Annotated in this window: 15 protein-coding genes; 6 read left to right on the top strand and 9 right to left on the bottom strand. The window is 34.7% G+C overall.

Going from position 1 to position 18,218, the window contains the following annotated elements:
- Positions 1-91: 91 nt before the first annotated feature.
- From AB8B52_RS10360 to mraZ, 5 genes are all read right to left on the bottom strand, one after another.
- Positions 92-1,555, bottom strand: a complete 1,464-nt coding sequence (locus AB8B52_RS10360; protein ID WP_406027793.1) for a UDP-N-acetylmuramoyl-L-alanyl-D-glutamate--2,6-diaminopimelate ligase — start codon at positions 1,553-1,555, stop codon at positions 92-94.
- Positions 1,552-3,510, bottom strand: a complete 1,959-nt coding sequence (locus AB8B52_RS10355) for a penicillin-binding protein (RefSeq protein ID WP_406027923.1) — start codon at positions 3,508-3,510, stop codon at positions 1,552-1,554. The genes AB8B52_RS10360 and AB8B52_RS10355 overlap by 4 nt, the downstream gene beginning before the upstream one ends.
- A gap of 57 nt (positions 3,511-3,567) precedes the next feature.
- Positions 3,568-3,891, bottom strand: a complete 324-nt coding sequence (locus AB8B52_RS10350) for an FtsL-like putative cell division protein (RefSeq protein WP_406027791.1) — start codon at positions 3,889-3,891, stop codon at positions 3,568-3,570.
- 219 nt (positions 3,892-4,110) lie between these two features.
- Complete coding sequence (gene rsmH / locus AB8B52_RS10345; RefSeq protein WP_406027789.1) at positions 4,111-5,007, bottom strand: 16S rRNA (cytosine(1402)-N(4))-methyltransferase RsmH; 897 nt, start codon at positions 5,005-5,007, stop codon at positions 4,111-4,113.
- The gene (gene mraZ, locus AB8B52_RS10340) at positions 4,994-5,464 is read right to left on the bottom strand and encodes a division/cell wall cluster transcriptional repressor MraZ (protein WP_406027787.1); all 471 of its coding nucleotides are present in this window, start codon (positions 5,462-5,464) and stop codon (positions 4,994-4,996) included. Before mraZ ends, rsmH begins: the two co-directional genes overlap by 14 nt.
- A 287-nt stretch (positions 5,465-5,751) precedes the next feature.
- Between mraZ and AB8B52_RS10335 the strand changes: the two genes are divergently transcribed.
- Together AB8B52_RS10335 and yihA are read left to right on the top strand one after the other, a co-directional pair.
- Positions 5,752-6,516, top strand: a complete 765-nt coding sequence (locus AB8B52_RS10335) for an alpha/beta fold hydrolase (RefSeq protein WP_406027785.1) — start codon at positions 5,752-5,754, stop codon at positions 6,514-6,516.
- A 185-nt stretch (positions 6,517-6,701) separates the two neighbouring features.
- Complete coding sequence (gene yihA, locus AB8B52_RS10330) at positions 6,702-7,316, top strand: ribosome biogenesis GTP-binding protein YihA/YsxC (protein WP_406027783.1); 615 nt, start codon at positions 6,702-6,704, stop codon at positions 7,314-7,316.
- Between the two features lie 4 nt (positions 7,317-7,320).
- Here yihA and AB8B52_RS10325 read toward each other — a convergent pair whose 3' ends face one another.
- Together AB8B52_RS10325 and AB8B52_RS10320 are read right to left on the bottom strand one after the other, a co-directional pair.
- Positions 7,321-8,415, bottom strand: coding sequence for an ABC transporter permease (locus tag AB8B52_RS10325; RefSeq protein ID WP_406027921.1), 1,095 nt, complete (start codon positions 8,413-8,415; stop codon positions 7,321-7,323).
- A gap of 159 nt (positions 8,416-8,574) precedes the next feature.
- Positions 8,575-10,707 carry a carboxy terminal-processing peptidase gene (locus tag AB8B52_RS10320; protein WP_406027781.1) on the bottom strand — a complete coding sequence of 711 codons (2,133 nt, stop codon included), beginning with the start codon at positions 10,705-10,707 and terminating at the stop codon, positions 8,575-8,577.
- Between the two features lie 253 nt (positions 10,708-10,960).
- On the opposite strand from AB8B52_RS10320, the gene surE reads away from it, so the two are divergent.
- From surE to AB8B52_RS10300, 4 genes are all read left to right on the top strand, one after another.
- Complete coding sequence (gene surE / locus AB8B52_RS10315; RefSeq protein ID WP_406027779.1) at positions 10,961-11,734, top strand: 5'/3'-nucleotidase SurE; 774 nt, start codon at positions 10,961-10,963, stop codon at positions 11,732-11,734.
- A 130-nt stretch (positions 11,735-11,864) separates the two neighbouring features.
- Positions 11,865-12,986, top strand: a complete 1,122-nt coding sequence (gene lpxB, locus AB8B52_RS10310; protein ID WP_406027777.1) for a lipid-A-disaccharide synthase — start codon at positions 11,865-11,867, stop codon at positions 12,984-12,986.
- Positions 12,987-13,028: 42 nt separating this feature from the next.
- Positions 13,029-13,538 carry a C40 family peptidase gene (locus tag AB8B52_RS10305; RefSeq protein WP_406027775.1) on the top strand — a complete coding sequence of 170 codons (510 nt, stop codon included), beginning with the start codon at positions 13,029-13,031 and terminating at the stop codon, positions 13,536-13,538.
- Positions 13,539-13,570: 32 nt separating this feature from the next.
- The gene (locus AB8B52_RS10300; RefSeq protein WP_406027773.1) at positions 13,571-15,601 is read left to right on the top strand and encodes a ComEC/Rec2 family competence protein; all 2,031 of its coding nucleotides are present in this window, start codon (positions 13,571-13,573) and stop codon (positions 15,599-15,601) included.
- Between the two features lie 165 nt (positions 15,602-15,766).
- Here the strand turns inward: AB8B52_RS10300 and AB8B52_RS10295 are convergent, their stop codons facing one another.
- Positions 15,767-16,318, bottom strand: coding sequence for a thioredoxin family protein (locus tag AB8B52_RS10295; RefSeq protein WP_406027919.1), 552 nt, complete (start codon positions 16,316-16,318; stop codon positions 15,767-15,769).
- Between the two features lie 88 nt (positions 16,319-16,406).
- On the bottom strand, positions 16,407-18,191 hold the full coding sequence (locus AB8B52_RS10290; protein WP_406027771.1) for a peptide MFS transporter: 1,785 nt from the start codon (positions 18,189-18,191) through the stop codon (positions 16,407-16,409).
- Between the last annotated feature and the right edge of the window lie 27 nt (positions 18,192-18,218).

Below are 18,218 nucleotides of genomic sequence, written 5' to 3'. Positions count from 1 at the left end.
TTTTTCAATTAAAACCTGTCAGGTTTGCAAAACCTTACAGGTTAAGTGGTTTCTTTCTTGGTGCTTCGTGCTTCCAGCTTCAAGCTCATCGTTATTTCTGCAATTGTTTTAAATACTCTTGAACAATTTTATAATCATCGAAATCAAAGCGTTCTCCTTTAATTTCTTGGTAATTCTCGTGGCCTTTTCCTGCAATGAGAATAATATCTTTTGACCCAGCCATTTGACAAGCTGTTTTAATGGCTTGTTTTCTATCGGTTATGGATAGGGTTTTTTTAAAGTTTTGCGGCTCAACGCCCTTTTCCATGTCTTCAATTATGGTTTCAGGCACTTCACTTCTTGGATTATCACTTGTAAAAATCACCTTGGTACTTAAAGCTGACGCGATATGTGCCATTTTTGGACGTTTGGTTTTATCTCTATCTCCTCCACAACCGACAATCGTTATGAGTTCTTCGTTTTTAGTTCTGATACTATTGATGGTTTCGAGAACATTCTTCAAAGCATCTGGCGTATGCGCATAATCGACAATGGCTGTGATTTTTTCTTCTGAAATGAAATATTGAAAGCGTCCAGATACATTTTCGAGCTCACTAATCAATCTTAAAATCTCCACTTTATCTAAGCCTAACAATTCTGCTGTTCCGTAAATTGCTAAAATGTTGTACGCGTTAAAATTGCCAATTAGTCGTGTCCATAATTCACTCTCGTTCACTTTTAATAGCAAGCCACTAAATTCATTTTCTAAAATCTGTGCTCTATAATCAGCATAGTTTTTTAGAGCGTAAGTATATTTTTTAGCTTCAGTATTTTGAAACATCACCAAGCCATTTTTATCATCTATATTAGATAATGCAAAAGCTTCTTTCGGCAGTTGGTCAAAAAATGTTTTCTTCACATCTCTGTATTCAGCAAATGTGTTGTGATAATCTAAATGATCGTGAGACAGATTGGTAAAAATGCCACCTGTAAATTTTAAACCTTCCGTTCTACTTTGATGAATACCATGCGAACTCACTTCCATAAAGCAAAACTCAGCGCCTTCAGCATTCATCATTTGTAAATACTTATTGATGGTTAATGAATCTGGTGTGGTATGTGATGTTTTATAAGTGGTATTATCGACCATAATTTTTACGGTAGATAACAAACCAACTTTATAGCCTGCTTTTTTAAAGAGTTGATATAATAAACTCGTTACGGTAGTTTTCCCGTTGGTTCCAGTAACACCAATAAGTTTTAAATTTTCGGAAGGTTGCCCATAGAAATTATTAGCCATGTAGGCCATCGCTTGATTAGAATTAGCAACTTCTATATAAGTGATGCCATCTTTAATCGTTTCGGGAAGCGACTCACAAACTATTGCTGTCGCACCATTTGCAATTGCTTTTTCTATGTAGTTGTGACCATCCACAATGGTTCCTGAAATCGCCACAAAAACGTCATTATCTTTTATTTGACGTGAATCGAATTCGATTTTACCCACTGTAATACTCGTGCTGCCAGCAACTGCATTTATAGTAACCTTGTATAATATGTCTTTTAATACCATCATGACGCGTCTAGAATAATGGTTTGATTGGTTTGTAATTTTTGATGTTTTTCTACAGACTGCTTTTTTATGATGCCACTTCCTGTTAATTTGACTTTGACGTCAACTTGTAAATTTTCTAATAAAGCAATGGCATCCATAGCTGGCATCCCAACCACACTTGGCATTAATTCTTTATACTTTTGAGCGTTATCGTAATAACTTTCAAAATCTTCGTTGACTATATTATTTTGAAAATCTAGCATTTCCACTTCATCTATAATTGGTGTATCTGTATAGATCTTTTGAGCAATTCTTTTAAATACTGGACCAGAAACGTCAGCTCCATAATACCCAACTTTTGTACTTGGTTGGTGAATTACGACGATGCAAGAATATTTAGGATTGTCTGCTGGAAAGTAACCTGCAAAAGAGGATACATATTTTTTATCTTCTTTCCATTTTTCGTAATTAGCATAATCTGTTCTTGCTGTTCCTGTTTTTCCTGCCATAGAAAATGTTTCAGAATACATGCGTTGCCCTGTACCACGAATCACTACATTCTTTAATATATCTTGAATTTCGGATAAGGTCTTATCTGAACATAATTTATCAACAAGCACTTCTTTCTGAAATACTCTTATGTCCTTATCAAAAGATTTTACAGATTTTAGAAAACGTGGTTTTAACAATTCGCCATCATTTGCAATGGCATTATAAAACGCTAAGGTTTGCAAAGGCGTCATTCTAAGATTATAACCGTAAGCCATGGATGGTAATGCATTTCTACTCCAATTTGAAGCTCCAGGCTTCGGAATATCTGGTTTTCCCTCACCAATGATAGAAACACCCAACGTTTTATTCAGTCCCCAATCATTTAATCGTTTTAAAAATTTCTCTGGTTGTTTTGAATAATGTTCGTCAACTATGGTTGCCAAGCCAATATTAGACGATACCTCTAAAGCTCTAGCCGCAGAAATTTCACCAAAACCATTACCCGAATCTGTGATGACACGACCGTAAAACGATTTTCTTCCTTTCTTTGTATCAATAACCGTTGCTGTATCAATCACCTTATCCTCTAAAGCAGCCATCATTGCCATCACTTTAAATGTAGAGCCAGGCTCGTGACTCTCGCCAACCGCATAATTTAAACGCTCGTAATACTTTCCTTTTTTGTTTCTTCCTAGGTTAGAAATCGCCTTAATTTCGCCTGTCTTTACATCCATAACCACCACACAGCCATGATCTGCTTCGTAAATTTCTAATTGTTTTAAAAGTGAATGATGGGCTATATCTTGAATATTTACATCGATAGTTGTGTAAACATCATAACCATCTTGTGGTTCAATTTCATTAACATCTCTTATGGGCTTCCATTGTCCATTTCCTATTCTTTGCTTAAGTCGTTTGCCATTTTTACCTTGTAAATATTTGACTCCAAACGCACCATCGATGCCAGGCCTTGTAACGTTTCCGTTTTCATCTTCACGCTCGTAACCAATGGTGCGCTCCGCAATGCCTCCCATAGGATGTTCGCGTCTTGTGGTTTGTTCCACAATTAATCCACCTTTAATTGCTCCGAGGTTTAACAAAGGAAAATTTCGCATTCGGATGTAATCTGAATAGCTAATGTTTCGTGCTAATAGGAAGTATCTGTTTTTGTTTTTTCGTGCTTTTCTAATGGTATTTTTATAATAAGAAGCTGGCTTGCCTTTATACTCATGAAGGGAATCTGCCAAAGCATTAATATACTTTTCGAATGTGGCATCTTTTGCCTGAACTGCATCAATTCTAATATCATATTTAGGAATTGAAGTCGCCAACAAACTACCATCAGCAGAATACACATTACCACGATTTGCTGGAATCGGAAAATCTCTTGTCGTACTCTTTTCTGCAAGTGCTCTATATTTGTCGCCTTGAATAAATTGAATACTCACCAACTTAAAGACTACAGCCAATACGAAGACAAACATGCAGCCTGCGACAAAGTATAATCTATTTAATATGTTGGTTTCTGTGACTGCCAAAACTTACTCTTCTTGTTGTGATTTTACTATTATTTTTGTTGGTGGATTTAATGAAATTTCAATCCCTTTTTCTTTCATTTCTGCTTCTACAAACGACTCTTTTTTAAGCTGCATCAGTTTTCCTCGTTTATCTACAAATGCTGAACGTAATTCTTTTACTTCATTCGTCAATCTTGCAATTTCATAGACTTTTTGATCTGCACTGTGCGAACTTGCAATCATCACTATAGCCAACACCGAAATAAAGATGATAATGCGCCAATTTTTGAACGAATCATCACTGATTAAAAACTTACCCCTTAATATGCTGTATATGTTTTTTTTCATCACACGTCCTGCGTAGGCAGGAATCTCTTTTTTTTTACCACGAATACACGAATGCTTTTCTGTGGTATTGTTTTATTTTTTGCTCATACCTGCTAGGTTTTTAAAATCTTGCAGGCTAGACTAGGTTTTCTAATTTCAATTTAAACAACTTTGACTTGCCTCTCGTCAATTCAACTCACTTCGACTTCGCTCAGTGACCGACACTCAGTGACCAGACGATTATATTTTTTTCGCAATCCTCAACTTCGCACTTCTGGCTCTATTGTTCTTTTTAATTTCTTCTTGAGATGGAACAATGAGTCCACCTACTTTTTTCAAAGGCACTTCAAAATTTCCAAACATATCGCGTTCTGGCTCACCTTCAAATAAGCCATTTCTGATGAAGCGCTTTACCAACCTATCTTCTAAAGAATGGTAGGATATAAAACTCAATCGACCGTCTTTCTTTAATATTTCTGGTGTCTGAATTAGTAATTCTTTTAAAGCTTCAATTTCCTGATTCACTTCAATCCTGATAGCTTGATATATTTGTGCTAGCACTTTATTTTCACGCTGATGATTCAAAAAGGATTTCAAAACGGTTTTTAACTGCTCACTTGTTCTGATTTCAGAATTTTTTCGTTCTTCAGCAATCGCTCTTGCCATGGCAGGCGCGTTCCTTAGTTCACCATATTGAAACAAAACGGTTTTGAGCTGCTCTTCATCGTAATTATTAATGACTTCAAAAGCTGAAAGCTTACTTTCTTGGTTCATTCGCATATCTAAATCAGCTTCAAAACGTGTAGAAAAACCACGTTCGGCGACATCAAACTGATGCGATGACACTCCGAAGTCTGCTAAAACTCCATCGACTTCCTTCACGCCATAAAATCTTAAGAACCGTTTTACAAATCTGAAATTCTCACTGATAAGTATAAATCTGTCATCGTCAATTTTATTTTCTAAAGCATCTTTATCTTGATCGAAAGCGTATAATTTTCCTTCAGGCCCAAGTCGGGATAAGATTTCTCGACTATGTCCTCCACCTCCAAATGTGACATCTACATAAACACCATTTGACTTAATCGCTAAACCATCAACGGTTTCATTGAGTAATACAGCATTATGATAATCCATTTTCGTCATCCTCTTGTCCCATCACCTCTTCTGCTAGATCGGCAAAATCTGAAGCAGCATCATCAATAGCTTGTTCGTATTTATCTTTATCCCAGATTTCGAGAATATTAACCGCTGAAGCCAAAACCACCTGTTTACTAATACCAGAAAAACTAATTAAATCCTTCGGAATTAATAAGCGACCAGCACTATCGACTTCCACAATTTTAACACCAGCCGTAAAACGCCTAATAAAATCATTGTTCTTTTTCTTAAAACGATTGAGCTTATTTACTTTCTCCATCATTTTATTCCATTCAGACATCGGATACAACTCTAAACACGGCTGAAAAACAGCACGCTTTAAAACGAAACCATCTTGCAAAGCGGACGACAACTGCTTTTTTAAGACAGCAGGTATCATCAACCTTCCTTTGGCATCAGCTTTACATTCGTATGTTCCTATAAATGAATTCAAAAGACTTTTTGTTTCTTTTCTAACGATTAAGTTTCAAATATATTGAAAAAAACACCACTTTTTACCACTTCTTACCACATTTGTTGATAAGTTTTGAATTAGAATATATATGATTTATTTAAAACGCAATGAATTCCACTTTTAAGCGAAGATGACCTAAGTGGGAATTGTTAACAACGCTGTATTAAACCGTACACGCACAAAAAAATTTGTTATTTTCTTGATATTATTTATATTCTAAAGGATTTGGTTATATTTGTTTTCAACACATAAGCACTAACTTGTAAATGGCACACCTTTTAAAAAAAGAAAAGGATTTTAGATATATTGAAGTAGGAGAAGGCACACCAATTATTGTGTTACACGGATTAATGGGTGGACTCAGTAATTTTAGTGCTGTTACAAATTTCTTTAGTGCTAATGGTTACAAGGTCTTAATACCTGAATTACCTATTTACGACATGTCGTTATTAAAAACGAATGTTAAAAGTTTTGCCAACTACCTTAAAGCTTTTATTGAGTATAAAGGTTTAGATAATGTTATTTTATTAGGCAATTCCCTTGGAGGTCATATTGGGTTGTACCATACCAAACTCTATCCAGAAAAAGTTAAAGCGCTTATTATTACAGGAAGTTCAGGTCTTTACGAAAGTGCTATGGGAGGCGGTTACCCAAAACGTAGTGATTATGAAGTGATTAAAAAGAAAGCACAAGATGTTTTTTATGATCCTGCAGTGGCTACAAAAGACATAGTGGACGAAGTTTACGAAACCGTTAATGACCGAAATAAACTTATAAAAACCTTAGCGATTGCCAAAAGTGCCATTAGGCACAATATGGCTAAAGATTTACCTAAAATGACGACTCCAATTTGTATTATTTGGGGGAAAAATGATACAGTGACTCCACCGGAAGTTGCTGAGGAATTTCATGAGTTATTACCAGACTCTGAATTGCACTGGATTGATAAATGTGGGCATGCTGCAATGATGGAGCATCCTGAAGAATTTAATAAGATTTTGAGTGCTTGGCTTTTGAAGCGTGAGTTTTAATATCCTGAAATTAAAAATCTCTCACAAAAGCGCTAAGACGCAAAACAAAGATCACAAAAAGTTTAACTATACCTTTCCTACCTACCTCATTGAAGAAAATGTCATCGTGCTTTTGAACGACTTTTGTAAGAAATGAATAAGATTGGAATTAAAAAATGAGATTCACGTTTTTACGGGAACTAGAGATGAAAATAAAATCAGCTGAATTTGTAGTTAGTAATTCTGAAGTTACTAAATGTCCTAAAGATAATTTACCCGAATATGCTTTTATAGGTCGCAGTAATGTGGGCAAATCTTCTTTAATAAATATGCTTACCGATCGAAAGAGTTTGGCTAAAACCTCTGGACGACCAGGGAAAACACAGCTCATCAATCATTTTATAATTAACGATAGCTGGTACTTAGTAGATTTACCAGGTTACGGTTATGCACGTGTTTCAAAATCGTCTAAGAAGAAATTTCAGAAATTTATAACGGACTATTTTGAGCAACGCACACAATTAGTTTCTGCTTTTGTTTTAGTAGATATTAGACATAAACCGCAACCCATCGATTTAGAATTTATGCAATATATGGGTGAAAGCGAAATCCCTTTTGGTATTATTTTTACTAAAGCCGATAAATTGAAGCCAAAAGCCATTGAACGACAAGTGGACGAGTATTGCGAAGTATTACTGCAAACTTGGGAAGAATTACCACCTTATTTTGTAACGTCTTCTTCTAAAAGTATTGGAAAAGATGAGGTTTTGGGATTTATTGGTAAGACTAATGATGAGATTGCGGAGCTTAAACAGAATTAATCAATTAGCCCTTCACATCCAAAGCATCTCTAAGCGCATTACCAACCAACATAAAAGCCATTACCAATAGCATGATGCAAAACCCTGGAATTAATGCCAAATAGGGTTTCCCTAAAATAATATAGTTGTAATGATCTTTAATCATCGCTCCCCAACTTGCCATTGGTGGTTGTGCACCAATACCTAAAAAGCTCAATCCGCTTTCTATTAAAATGGCAGCCGCAAAATTGGCCGCAGAAATTACAATTAGAGGTCCAAAAATATTGGGTAATATGTGTTTGGTAATGATTCTATAGTCGTTGTAACCCAATGCTCTTGCTGCCGTAACGTACTGCATTTCTTTCGCGCTTATAATTTGGCCTCTCACTACTCTTGCCGCTTCTACCCACATGGTTAAACCTACTGCAATAAACACTTGCCAAAACCCTTTCCCTAAGGCTAAAGTAATGGCAATCACTAATAACAACGTTGGTATGGACCAGGTAATATTAATAATCCACATGATGAAGGCATCCACTTTTCCACCATAATAACCCGCTAAACTTCCCATTAAAAGTCCTACGATTAACGATATAAAAACAGCGACAAAACCAATAAAAAAAGAAATCCGCGAACCAATTAACACACGGCTTAAATAATCGCGACCATATTTATCTGTACCAAAAACAAAGTGCCTTTGATCTATATAATCTTTATAATTTGAATCAGGGAATCGTGATAAATCGATTTGTTTTTCTAAACCTTGCAAACCGTCAGCCGCATATTCTACATAGTGCAAAGCCTCATTCTTCATCTCGTAAGATTGAATGGGAAGTTCTGTATCTGTATTTGTTGTACCGAAGAATAGCTTAGAAAAGAAGTGTTGATTTGAAGTAATACCAGATGGAATAGTAAGCATTTGAACCTCAAAACCTGGTGCTTTTGAATGGATAGACAAATGCATCTGGTTTGCGTTTTTTGAAGCATCTGGAGCAAACACATAAGCGCAAATAGAAACCATACCAATGAGCGCAATAATAGACAAACTAAAAACGCCCCAAAAGTTCTTTCTGAACTTTTGAAGCGCTAAACTTGTTAGTGAATTATTAGGATTAGACATTTTTGAATATTCGCTACTATTACTTTTCATAAAATATCTAGGTTTGTCTCAAAATAGCAGCCCTAGAGTCCCTTCAAGGGACAATCCACACAACATCGCAATAGGATACAAGGCTAATTACATGACCTAAGAACCATTGCTAATTAATAAGTTAATCTTTTAATTCTTAACGGAATTAGCCACATTATTTTTTATAGCGTACGTCATTTTTAAATCATGAAGTACATTAATCGCTTCCTCTACATAGACATCTTTTGCTAAAGCTTTATGCCAACGGTTACGCTTTTCTTTTAACACCGTATCCTGATCCATTAATTTAATTTCGTATGGTAATGAATTAAATGTTAAGTTGGTTTGATATTCTGATAGCTTAGAAAAACGCTTCGCCCCTTCTTCATTAATTTGCATTTCGTTTTTATAATCCTCGTAATTTAAAGAATAGTTTTCACGATCTCTTATTTTCTTAACCCATTGCGCATTGGCATCAATCAATTTTAATTGCTCATTAGCAGCCATACGTGCCTTACTCTTACTTATGGTAGTGTCGTAATCAAAGTAATTTTCCCAGACATCATAATCGGCAGCATCAATTTTATCCCAAGGTAATGGATTTTCCTGATTTTTTTCTCCGATATCAATATAACTGTAACGATCTGGCACCACAACATCACTCTTTACACCTTCTAATTGTGTAGAACCACCATTTATTCTGTAGAATTTCTGAGTCGTAAACTTCAACGCTCCCATATCGCCTTTGGTATTATTTCGTACCATTCGGTTAAGATCCATCACAGTTTGTACTGTGCCTTTACCATAAGTTTGTTTACTTCCTATGACGATGCCACGTTTATAATCTTGCATAGCTGCTGCCAAAATCTCTGAAGCCGAAGCAGATAATTCATTCACTAAAATGACTAAAGGGCCATCCCAAACAATAGATTTATCTTTATCACTTAGGACTTCTTTTGCTTCACCAGTGGTTTTGACTTGGACTACAGGACCTTCTTCTATAAATAATCCAGCAATATCAACGACCGTTTGAAGCGATCCACCACCATTATTTCTTAAATCCATCACTAAGCCTTCCACACCTTGTTCCTTCAATCTTAAGATTTCTTTCTTAATGTCCGAAGCTGCATTTCGTTCGTTATAATCTTCAAAACTGATATAGAATTTTGGTAAATTAATAATACCAAAAGCCTTTCCATCTTTTTCTACGATGGATGATTTCGCATATGTTTCTTCTATTTCTACGATATCTCTGGTAATAGAAATATCTTGTATGGTACCATCAACTTTCTTTAATGTCAAAGTCACCACTGTGCCTTTTGGTCCTTTAATAAACTTTATAGCATCGTCCAGACGCATGCCAACAACGGTAATTGGTTCTTTTTCATCTTCTTGTTTCACTTTAAGAATCTGATCACCTACTTCTAACTCATTAGCCCTCCAAGCTGGTCCACCACTAATAATTTCATTAACCATAATGCCATCTACTTTCTTTTGTAAACGCGCGCCAATCCCTTCAAATTTACCTGAGATATCTCTATCAAAACGTTCCTTATCTTCTGGTGCAAAATAAAAGGTGTGTGGATCAAACTCTTCAACAATGGCATTGATATAGACTGAAAACCAATCTTCTCGTCTTCTATCTTCGATGTAATCGTATAGTTCGTCTAGTGACTTTTTAGTCGCTAATCGTGCCTCTGATTCCATTTCTTTTAATGATTTTTTCTTTTCAGTTTTCGCTTTCTCTTCAGAATCATCTTGAGAGACCACATCATCGTAATTAGCAATAGTAGAAAACTTGAGTTGTTGTCTCCAACGCTCCTTCATGTCGCGTTTTTTAGAAACAAACTCCAATTCTTCGTAATCGGCTGAATACGATTCTTGTTTTGAAAAATCGAATGGCTTTTCTAAAATATCGGTATAAATCACTTTAGATTCTGCAATACGTTGCAACAATCGCTCGTGAGTGAAATTAAAAAACGACACGTCGTAAGCTTTAATCTGATCGTCTATTTTATCCTTGTAAGCTTCAAATTCCTGAATATCTGACTCATAAAAATACCGTTTAAATGGATCTAAATTATTGATATAGTCCTTAAAAACATTCGCTGAAAACTCATCATTAATATCTTTTGGGTCAAAATGACCTTGATCTAAAAGATAGGTAATCAACTGAATCAATAATTTATCTTTATCTGGATCTTCAAATTTTTTGGTAGTAAAACTGCATGATGCAAAAGCAATCAATAACGCGAGTAGTAAAAACTTATAATTTCCCTTCATTTTTTATTTTTATTTTTCAATTTGGTCAACTTGAATTCTACTTTAATTAAATTTCAACATTTAGAATCCATGTTAACGTGATTCATTTTTTTAAAATTTTGTTTCGAATTCTGTAGATTCTCAATTTTTCACTAAAATAGATGAAAAAACCGTGCCATAAAAAATAGTGGGACTAATTTTTTGTTAAAGGCGATATAATACATAAAACCATCCCTTTTTACTATTTTTACAACTCAATAAATCGATAAATAACATGTCTGTACGTCCTTTAATTTTAGTTACCAATGATGATGGTATCACAGCACCTGGTATTAGAACTTTAATTGCAGTGATGCGCAAGATTGGAGATGTTGTTGTGGTTGCGCCAGACAGCCCTCAAAGTGCTATGGGACATGCCATTACAATTAACTCAACATTACACATAGAAAAAGTGACGATAGACGGAAAGCAACCCGAATATAGTTGTTCTGGCACACCTGCTGATTGTGTAAAACTCGCCGTTAATGAAGTCTTAGACCGACGACCAGATATTTGCGTTTCTGGCATTAATCATGGTTCTAATTCTTCTATAAACGTTATTTATTCGGGTACGATGAGTGCGGCATTAGAAGCTGGTATTGAAGGGATTCCTGCGATAGGTTTTTCACTTTTAGATTATAACTGGAATGCTAATTTTGAACATTGCACCTCTTTTATAGAAACCATTACCAGACAAGTTTTGGAACATGGTTTGCCTGATGGTGTGGTTTTGAATGTGAACCTTCCGAACCTTGAAAAAAAGGAAATCAAAGGCATTAAAATTTGCAGACAAGCACGCGCCAACTGGAAAGAAGAATTTGACAAACGCACCAATCCGATGGGTCGCGACTATTACTGGCTTACTGGCACCTTTGTAAATATGGATAAAGGCGAAGACACGGACGAATGGGCTTTAGAACACGGTTATGTTTCCGTGGTGCCTGTACATTTCGATTTAACGGCGCACCACACCATACAAACGCTTAATACTTGGGAATTGAATGGATGAAGTCGAAGATGAAGATGAAGATGAAGATGAAGATGAAGATGAAGATGAAGATGAAGATGAAGATGAAGATGAAGATGAAGTTTAAATAAAAAAACAACCAAAAGATACTCGTAAAACTGACTTTAAAAAAATGAAATATTATATCATTGCTGGTGAAGCCTCAGGCGATTTGCACGGTTCTAATCTCATGAAAGCCTTGTTTAAGCAAGACGAAAAGGCTCACATACGATTTTGGGGAGGAGACCTTATGCAGACTGTTGGCGGCGAACTTGTAATGCATTACAAAGAACGTCAGTTTATGGGTTTTGCAGAAGTGATTCTGAATCTTAGAAAGGTTTTAGGTCATATAAAATTCTGTAAAAGTGATATTGAAACATTTCAACCAGACGTGATTATTTTTATTGATAATTCTGGTTTTAATCTCAGAATTGCCAAATGGGCAAAAGCACTCAACTATAAGACACATTATTACATTTCGCCTCAAGTTTGGGCCTCTAGAGCCAGTCGTGTAGAAAAAATAAAACGCGATGTAGATGCCATGTATTGCATCTTACCTTTTGAAAAAGACTTTTATAAAACATATGATTATGACGTTCATTTTGTTGGCCATCCTTTAATTGATGCTATTGCCGACCGACAACAAGTTAATGGCAATGTATTTAGAGAAGCACATCAATTAAGCGACTTGCCCATTATTGCACTCCTGCCAGGAAGTCGTAAACAAGAAATTACTAAAATGCTTGGTGTAATGCTCAGTTTAGTGAATGATTTTAAGGACTATCAGTTTGTAATTGCTGGTGCTCCGAGTCAAGATTTTGAGTTTTATAAGCAGTTTATAAAACAAGATAATATTAGCTTTATTTCTAATAAAACCTATGATTTATTAAGCATCTCAACTGCAGCTTTAGTGACTTCTGGAACTGCGACATTAGAAACCGCCTTATTTAAAGTACCACAAGTCGTTTGCTACAAAGCGAATGCCATTTCTTACCAAATTGCCAAACGTATTATCACTTTGAAATACATTTCATTAGTGAATTTAATTATGGATCGAGAAGTGGTTACGGAATTAATTCAAGGTGATTTGAATAAAAAACGACTTAAAAAGGAACTAACTGCAATTTTAGATTCGGAAAAACGAAAACAACTTTTTTTGGATTATTATGAATTGGAACAAATATTGGGAGGACGTGGAGCTAGTGATAAGACGGCTGAGTTGATTATTTCTAAAATTTCAAATTCCAAAAAATAAATTTCAAATTCCAACGACTAAAATCAAACATTGATCTAACTGATGAAACGATTATTACCAATACTATTACTACTTTTCTTTGCAAGCAGCTGTAAATCCAAAAAAACGTCTTCAAGTAAAAAAAAGCAAACACATACTGTAAGAGTTAATACCACGGCAAAACCTTCTGCTGAAGCTGAAACCATAGTAAAATACGCTAAAACTTTTGATGGCACACGTTACAAATATGGTGGCACGACTAAAAAAGGCATGGATTGCTCTGGATTAATTTATACAAGTTACAAAAAGCACAATGTGAATTTACCTAGAACCACAGCCGGACTCAAAGGCACTGGAGATTGGGTAGACGTTAAAGAAGTCAACGTTGGGGATTTGTTGTTTTTTGCAACTAAGAAAAATAGCAGAAAGGTGAATCATGTCGGTATTGTTACCAGTGTTAGAACTGGCAGTGTCGAATTTATTCATGCCTCAAGTAGCAGAGGTGTTATGATTTCTTCCTTAGCAGAAAAATATTGGTACTTCTCTTTTGTACAAGCGCGACGTGTGTTGTAAATACTTTTTATTTATATTAGTAACTCAAAACCATGAAGTTACTAAATTTTACCATCATAAAATTAACCCTTTGTTTGGTCGCTGGAATTTTACTAGCGCATGTTTTAACGCTTAATTTCCACATAATTTTATATGCTACTATTGGCTTAACGCTTCTAATTGGTGGGTATTGGTTTGTACTGCGATCGAAAATTAGTCGCTCTCCTTTATTTGGAATCTTAGCTTACGTTTGTATGGTTGGTGTTGGCATCACTTCATATCACATTCAAGATGAAACCCTAAGACCTCAACATTATACGCACCTTAAAGATTCCGAAACTGCTAATGCTATTGTTTTTCAAATTAAAGAACGACTCAAACCCGATGCTTATAACGATAAGTATATTGTTTCCCTAAAATCATTTAACGACAAGGCTGCTCTTGGTCATTTATTGATTAATGTAAAACGTGATAGCCTCTCGAATCCCATACTAGTTGATGACGAATTTTACACTTCAACAGCGCTACAAACCATTCAAAAACCATTAAATCCTTATCAGTTTGATTATAGCAAGTATCTTGAATTACAACAAGTATATCACCAACTCTATTTGAATTCGGATATGCTGTTACAACTTTCGGATTCAAAGTCTACGATTTATGGTTATGCGGATCAGCTAAGAACAACAATTAATACACGACTTGTTGCAGCAGGATTCAAAAAAGACGTGCTCAGTATTATGAATGCAGTTTTACTTGGTCAACGTCAAAATATTGATAAAACCATTTATAATAATTATGTCAACTCTGGCACTATTCATATTTTGGCTGTTTCAGGCTTGCATGTTGGTCTTATTCTTTGGATTCTAAACTTTGTCTTTAGACCACTACTCTATCTTAAATATGGAAATGTTATTAGACCGTTTGTTTTAGTCACCATTCTGTGGAGTTTTGCAGTAATTGCTGGATTATCGCCTTCTGTTACAAGAGCAGTAACCATGTTTAGCATTATTAGTATTGCCATGCATTTAAAACGACCAACAAATATTTATAATACTTTGGTGATTTCTGCATTTTTCATTTTACTTTTTAAACCCACATTTCTATTTTCTGTAGGCTTTCAAATGAGTTATTTGGCGGTTTTAGGTATCGTGAGTGTGCAACCCATTATTTACAAACTTTGGAAACCCAAATACATTTTACCTGATAAGTTATGGCAAATATTTACGGTAACCCTCGCCGCACAAGCTGGTGTTGTGCCTATTAGTTTGTTTTACTTTCATCAATTTCCTGGCTTATTTTTTATATCTAATATTGTTGTGATTCCGTTTTTAGGCGTGATTTTAGGTTTTGGTTTATTGGTTATTGCTTTGGCTCTTTTGAATGTCTTACCTGAATTTCTTGTTATTTCCTACAGTTTCATTATAGATAGCTTGAATCTTTTCATAGCTTGGGTGGCGAAGTTTGAAGATTTTCTATTTAGAGATATTCCGTTTACGATACTTCAAGTTATTTTTTCATATCTCATAATTACGTGTTTAGTTCAGGTTTATAAGTTCCAAAATTTTAAATGGACGGCACTCACTTTAATCGCAATTATAGGGTTTCAAAGCGTTTCTTTTTATAATAAACATCAAACTCAAAATGATGCTTTTATCATCTTTAATAAGAGTCGTTATTCTATAATTGGTAAAAAACAGACTGATAAGTTAATTATATATCATAATTTAGATACGGTTAAATTAGCATCAGATTATGCCATAAAAAATTATAAAGTTGGAGAAGCGATTAACAACATTGTTGCTGATAGTCTGCAATCGGTTTATCAATATGAAAACAAAACGATTTTGACTATCGATAGCTTGGCTGTTTACAAGGGTATATCTTTTCAACCCGATTATATTTTATTACGAAATTCCCCAAGATTGAATCTTAATCGTGTTATCGATAGTTTGCAACCACAACAAATCATTGCTGATGCTAGTAATTACAAATCTTACTTAAAACGTTGGAAGGAGACGTGTCGAAAACGGAATATTCGGTTTCATCAAACGAATGAAATGGGTGCTTTTTTGATTGAATAGATGGATTAAAAAGAATTAAGACCGCTGCGCTTTTAGAAACAAGAACAAAGACTTGATTGTTCTTAACTGATAAAACTGAGTTGTGCTTATTAGGGATTCTGTTTTAACTTTCGCAAAAATTTATCTCAAAAACAAAGGTTCTTAATCCTCTATGGCATAATTATACTACTCTTTAAACTCTGGCTTAAAGGCTTTGTAATATTCATTAAACTGTTCTTGAGTTTTCATTTCTTTATAGGCATCGCTTTCAAAAAGCTTTAAGTACAACTCTAGCTGTTGCGGTTTTTGATAGCCTTGAATTGGTGAAATAAAACCTCCTTCTTCATCAAAAAACACCATCGTCGGATACGCTCTTACTTTTAAGAATCTCGAAAATTCATGCGCACTATTCCGTCTATTCGCTTTAGTAGCATCATAATTAGGATTGCTAAACGTATTGTCCTTGTAAGTTACTGTTGAGTTTCCTTCTGCATTAAATTTTACAGCATAATAATGTTCGTTAATATAATCTGCAACATCTTTATTGCCAAAGGTATTCTTATCTAACATTTTACAAGGCCCACACCAAACGGTATAGACATCCATAAATATTTTTTTAGGTTCTTTTTTCTGAAGTTCTAAAGCTTCGTCCATGGTGACCCAATTAATTTCTTGCGCAGTTGCTGTTAAAGAAAACGCAAATACGGCAATTAGTCCTAAGGTTATATTTTTAATCATCATAATCGATTTGTTGCAATAAGTGCGCCGAACTTACAAAAAATGCTCTTTTTAAAGCGCATTTTTATATTTATTTAACGGTTTATTACTACTTAACTCCGTGCATTAATTTTTTAAGTAATGGATTAAGCAACATTGACACAACACCAATTCCAGCAGGTACTAAAGTAAAAATCAGAAAAAATGTACTTAATGAATATTCCGCCGTAATTTTATCAATCATTCCACCCATTGAACCAGCGGCTTTATTACCTATAGCAATAGCTAAATACCATATACCAAACATAAAACCAATCATTCTTCCCGGAACTAACTTACTTAGATAAGATAATCCTACTGGAGAAATACATAATTCGCCCATTGTATGAAGTAGATAAGCAAGAATTAAGAATATCATACTCACAGAAGCTGTTTTAGCGCCTGGCTCAATTCCCATTGTTCCAAATACTAGAACACCAAATCCAAGACCTAATAATACGAGACCAATTCCATATTTCATTGCTACACTTGGATTGTATTTACTTTCCCACCACTTAGAAAATACAGGTGCTAGTGTTATGATAAAAAACGAATTTAAAATTCCGAACCAAGATGCCCCAACTTCAGTAGTATCTTTGCTAAATTCATTGCTGATTTTATAAAACACCACATACCATAAAAACACAAACGTTAATCCCAAAATAATATTAGAATATGGAATTTTAGAGTATGTTTTCTTAAATAGTAGATATAACACCCAAGTGATTAAAACCAATGGCACAACCGTTAGTATAGAATCTATAACTTTAAATACAGTTGCTGAAGATCCTACTAAAACGCGATCTGTATAATCTCTAGCAAATAGAGTCATTGAACCTAAAGACTGTTCAAAAGCCGCAAAGAAAAACACAGTAAATATTCCAAATATAGAAACAGCAATAATTTTATCTCTTACAAATGGATTGTATCTAGATATTCTAGAGGTAATTAAATATAAAAATAGTGCTAAAGCTAGTAAAACGGTAAAATTAGACCCATCTAAACTACCAACTTTAAAATCTAACAAATTAATATTTCCAATTTTAGACATTGGATCATTAAACAAATAAAGCACACCACCTATTGAAGATAATACAATCAATATTTTATCTAGAGCGGTAAAAGGATTTAACTTTATTGTAACCTCATTCTCGTTATGCTCTTTAGGACCTTCTTCATTGATGTTCTGAGGCAATTCTACTTCGTGAATTTTTGATGGTCTTTCCCCTATCATACCAAATAGATCTTTTGCCAGCCAAAATTGAATTAGGCCACCAAGCATAAAAATTCCTGCTAAACCAAATCCATAACTCCACCCTAAATTTTCTGCTAAATAACCACATAACATCATTCCAAAAAATGCACCAGCATTAACACCCATATAGTAAATGGTGTATGCTCCATCTTTTTTGGATTCCTTTCCTTTGTACATTTCAGAAATCATCGATGTCATATTTGGCTTAAAAAAACCTGTACCAATGACCAACAGAGCCAAACCTAAGTATAAAGACCAAGGCGTCTCAAAAACCATAAAAGCATGACCAAGCATCATTATAAAACAGCCAATAATTACAGCCCATTTATAACCTATTATTTTATCAGCTAGCCAACCACCAACAATCGGTGTTAAATATAATAGTGACGAATATGTGCCAATCAATGCCAAGGCATTTTCTCTAGACCATTCCCATCCAGGATTATCGCTTAAGAAAGGAGCTGTTAAAAATAATACTAATAATATTTTCATTCCATAGAATGAAAAACGTTCCCACATTTCTGTAAAAAATATTACAAATAGTCCTGCAGGATGACCAATAACCTTGTCTTTAAATAGATTTTCAATATCTGTATTCATAAATAATTCATTTAGTTAATAGGGAAA

This window comes from Winogradskyella sp., from assembly GCF_045105575.1.
Classification (GTDB): Bacteria; Bacteroidota; Bacteroidia; order Flavobacteriales; family Flavobacteriaceae; genus Winogradskyella.
Note: the sequence above shows the minus strand (reverse complement) of the source record. Positions and strands in the feature narration are given on the sequence as shown.

What these genes read in the sequence shown, in the direction of transcription:
- yihA (WP_406027783.1), top strand. Translation starts at nt 6,702, where the DNA reads ATGAAAATAAAATCAGCTGAATTTGTAGTTAGTAATTCTGAAGTTACT.
- lpxB (WP_406027777.1), top strand. Translation starts at nt 11,865, where the DNA reads ATGAAATATTATATCATTGCTGGTGAAGCCTCAGGCGATTTGCACGGT.
- AB8B52_RS10295 (WP_406027919.1), bottom strand. Translation starts at nt 16,318, where the DNA reads ATGATTAAAAATATAACCTTAGGACTAATTGCCGTATTTGCGTTTTCT.
- AB8B52_RS10360 (WP_406027793.1), bottom strand. Translation starts at nt 1,555, where the DNA reads ATGATGGTATTAAAAGACATATTATACAAGGTTACTATAAATGCAGTT.
- AB8B52_RS10335 (WP_406027785.1), top strand. Translation starts at nt 5,752, where the DNA reads ATGGCACACCTTTTAAAAAAAGAAAAGGATTTTAGATATATTGAAGTA.
- AB8B52_RS10325 (WP_406027921.1), bottom strand. Translation starts at nt 8,415, where the DNA reads ATGTCTAATCCTAATAATTCACTAACAAGTTTAGCGCTTCAAAAGTTC.
- AB8B52_RS10290 (WP_406027771.1), bottom strand. Translation starts at nt 18,191, where the DNA reads ATGAATACAGATATTGAAAATCTATTTAAAGACAAGGTTATTGGTCAT.
- rsmH (WP_406027789.1), bottom strand. Translation starts at nt 5,007, where the DNA reads ATGGATTATCATAATGCTGTATTACTCAATGAAACCGTTGATGGTTTA.
- AB8B52_RS10305 (WP_406027775.1), top strand. Translation starts at nt 13,029, where the DNA reads ATGAAACGATTATTACCAATACTATTACTACTTTTCTTTGCAAGCAGC.
- surE (WP_406027779.1), top strand. Translation starts at nt 10,961, where the DNA reads ATGTCTGTACGTCCTTTAATTTTAGTTACCAATGATGATGGTATCACA.
- AB8B52_RS10300 (WP_406027773.1), top strand. Translation starts at nt 13,571, where the DNA reads ATGAAGTTACTAAATTTTACCATCATAAAATTAACCCTTTGTTTGGTC.
- AB8B52_RS10355 (WP_406027923.1), bottom strand. Translation starts at nt 3,510, where the DNA reads ATGTTTGTCTTCGTATTGGCTGTAGTCTTTAAGTTGGTGAGTATTCAA.
- AB8B52_RS10350 (WP_406027791.1), bottom strand. Translation starts at nt 3,891, where the DNA reads ATGAAAAAAAACATATACAGCATATTAAGGGGTAAGTTTTTAATCAGT.
- AB8B52_RS10320 (WP_406027781.1), bottom strand. Translation starts at nt 10,707, where the DNA reads ATGAAGGGAAATTATAAGTTTTTACTACTCGCGTTATTGATTGCTTTT.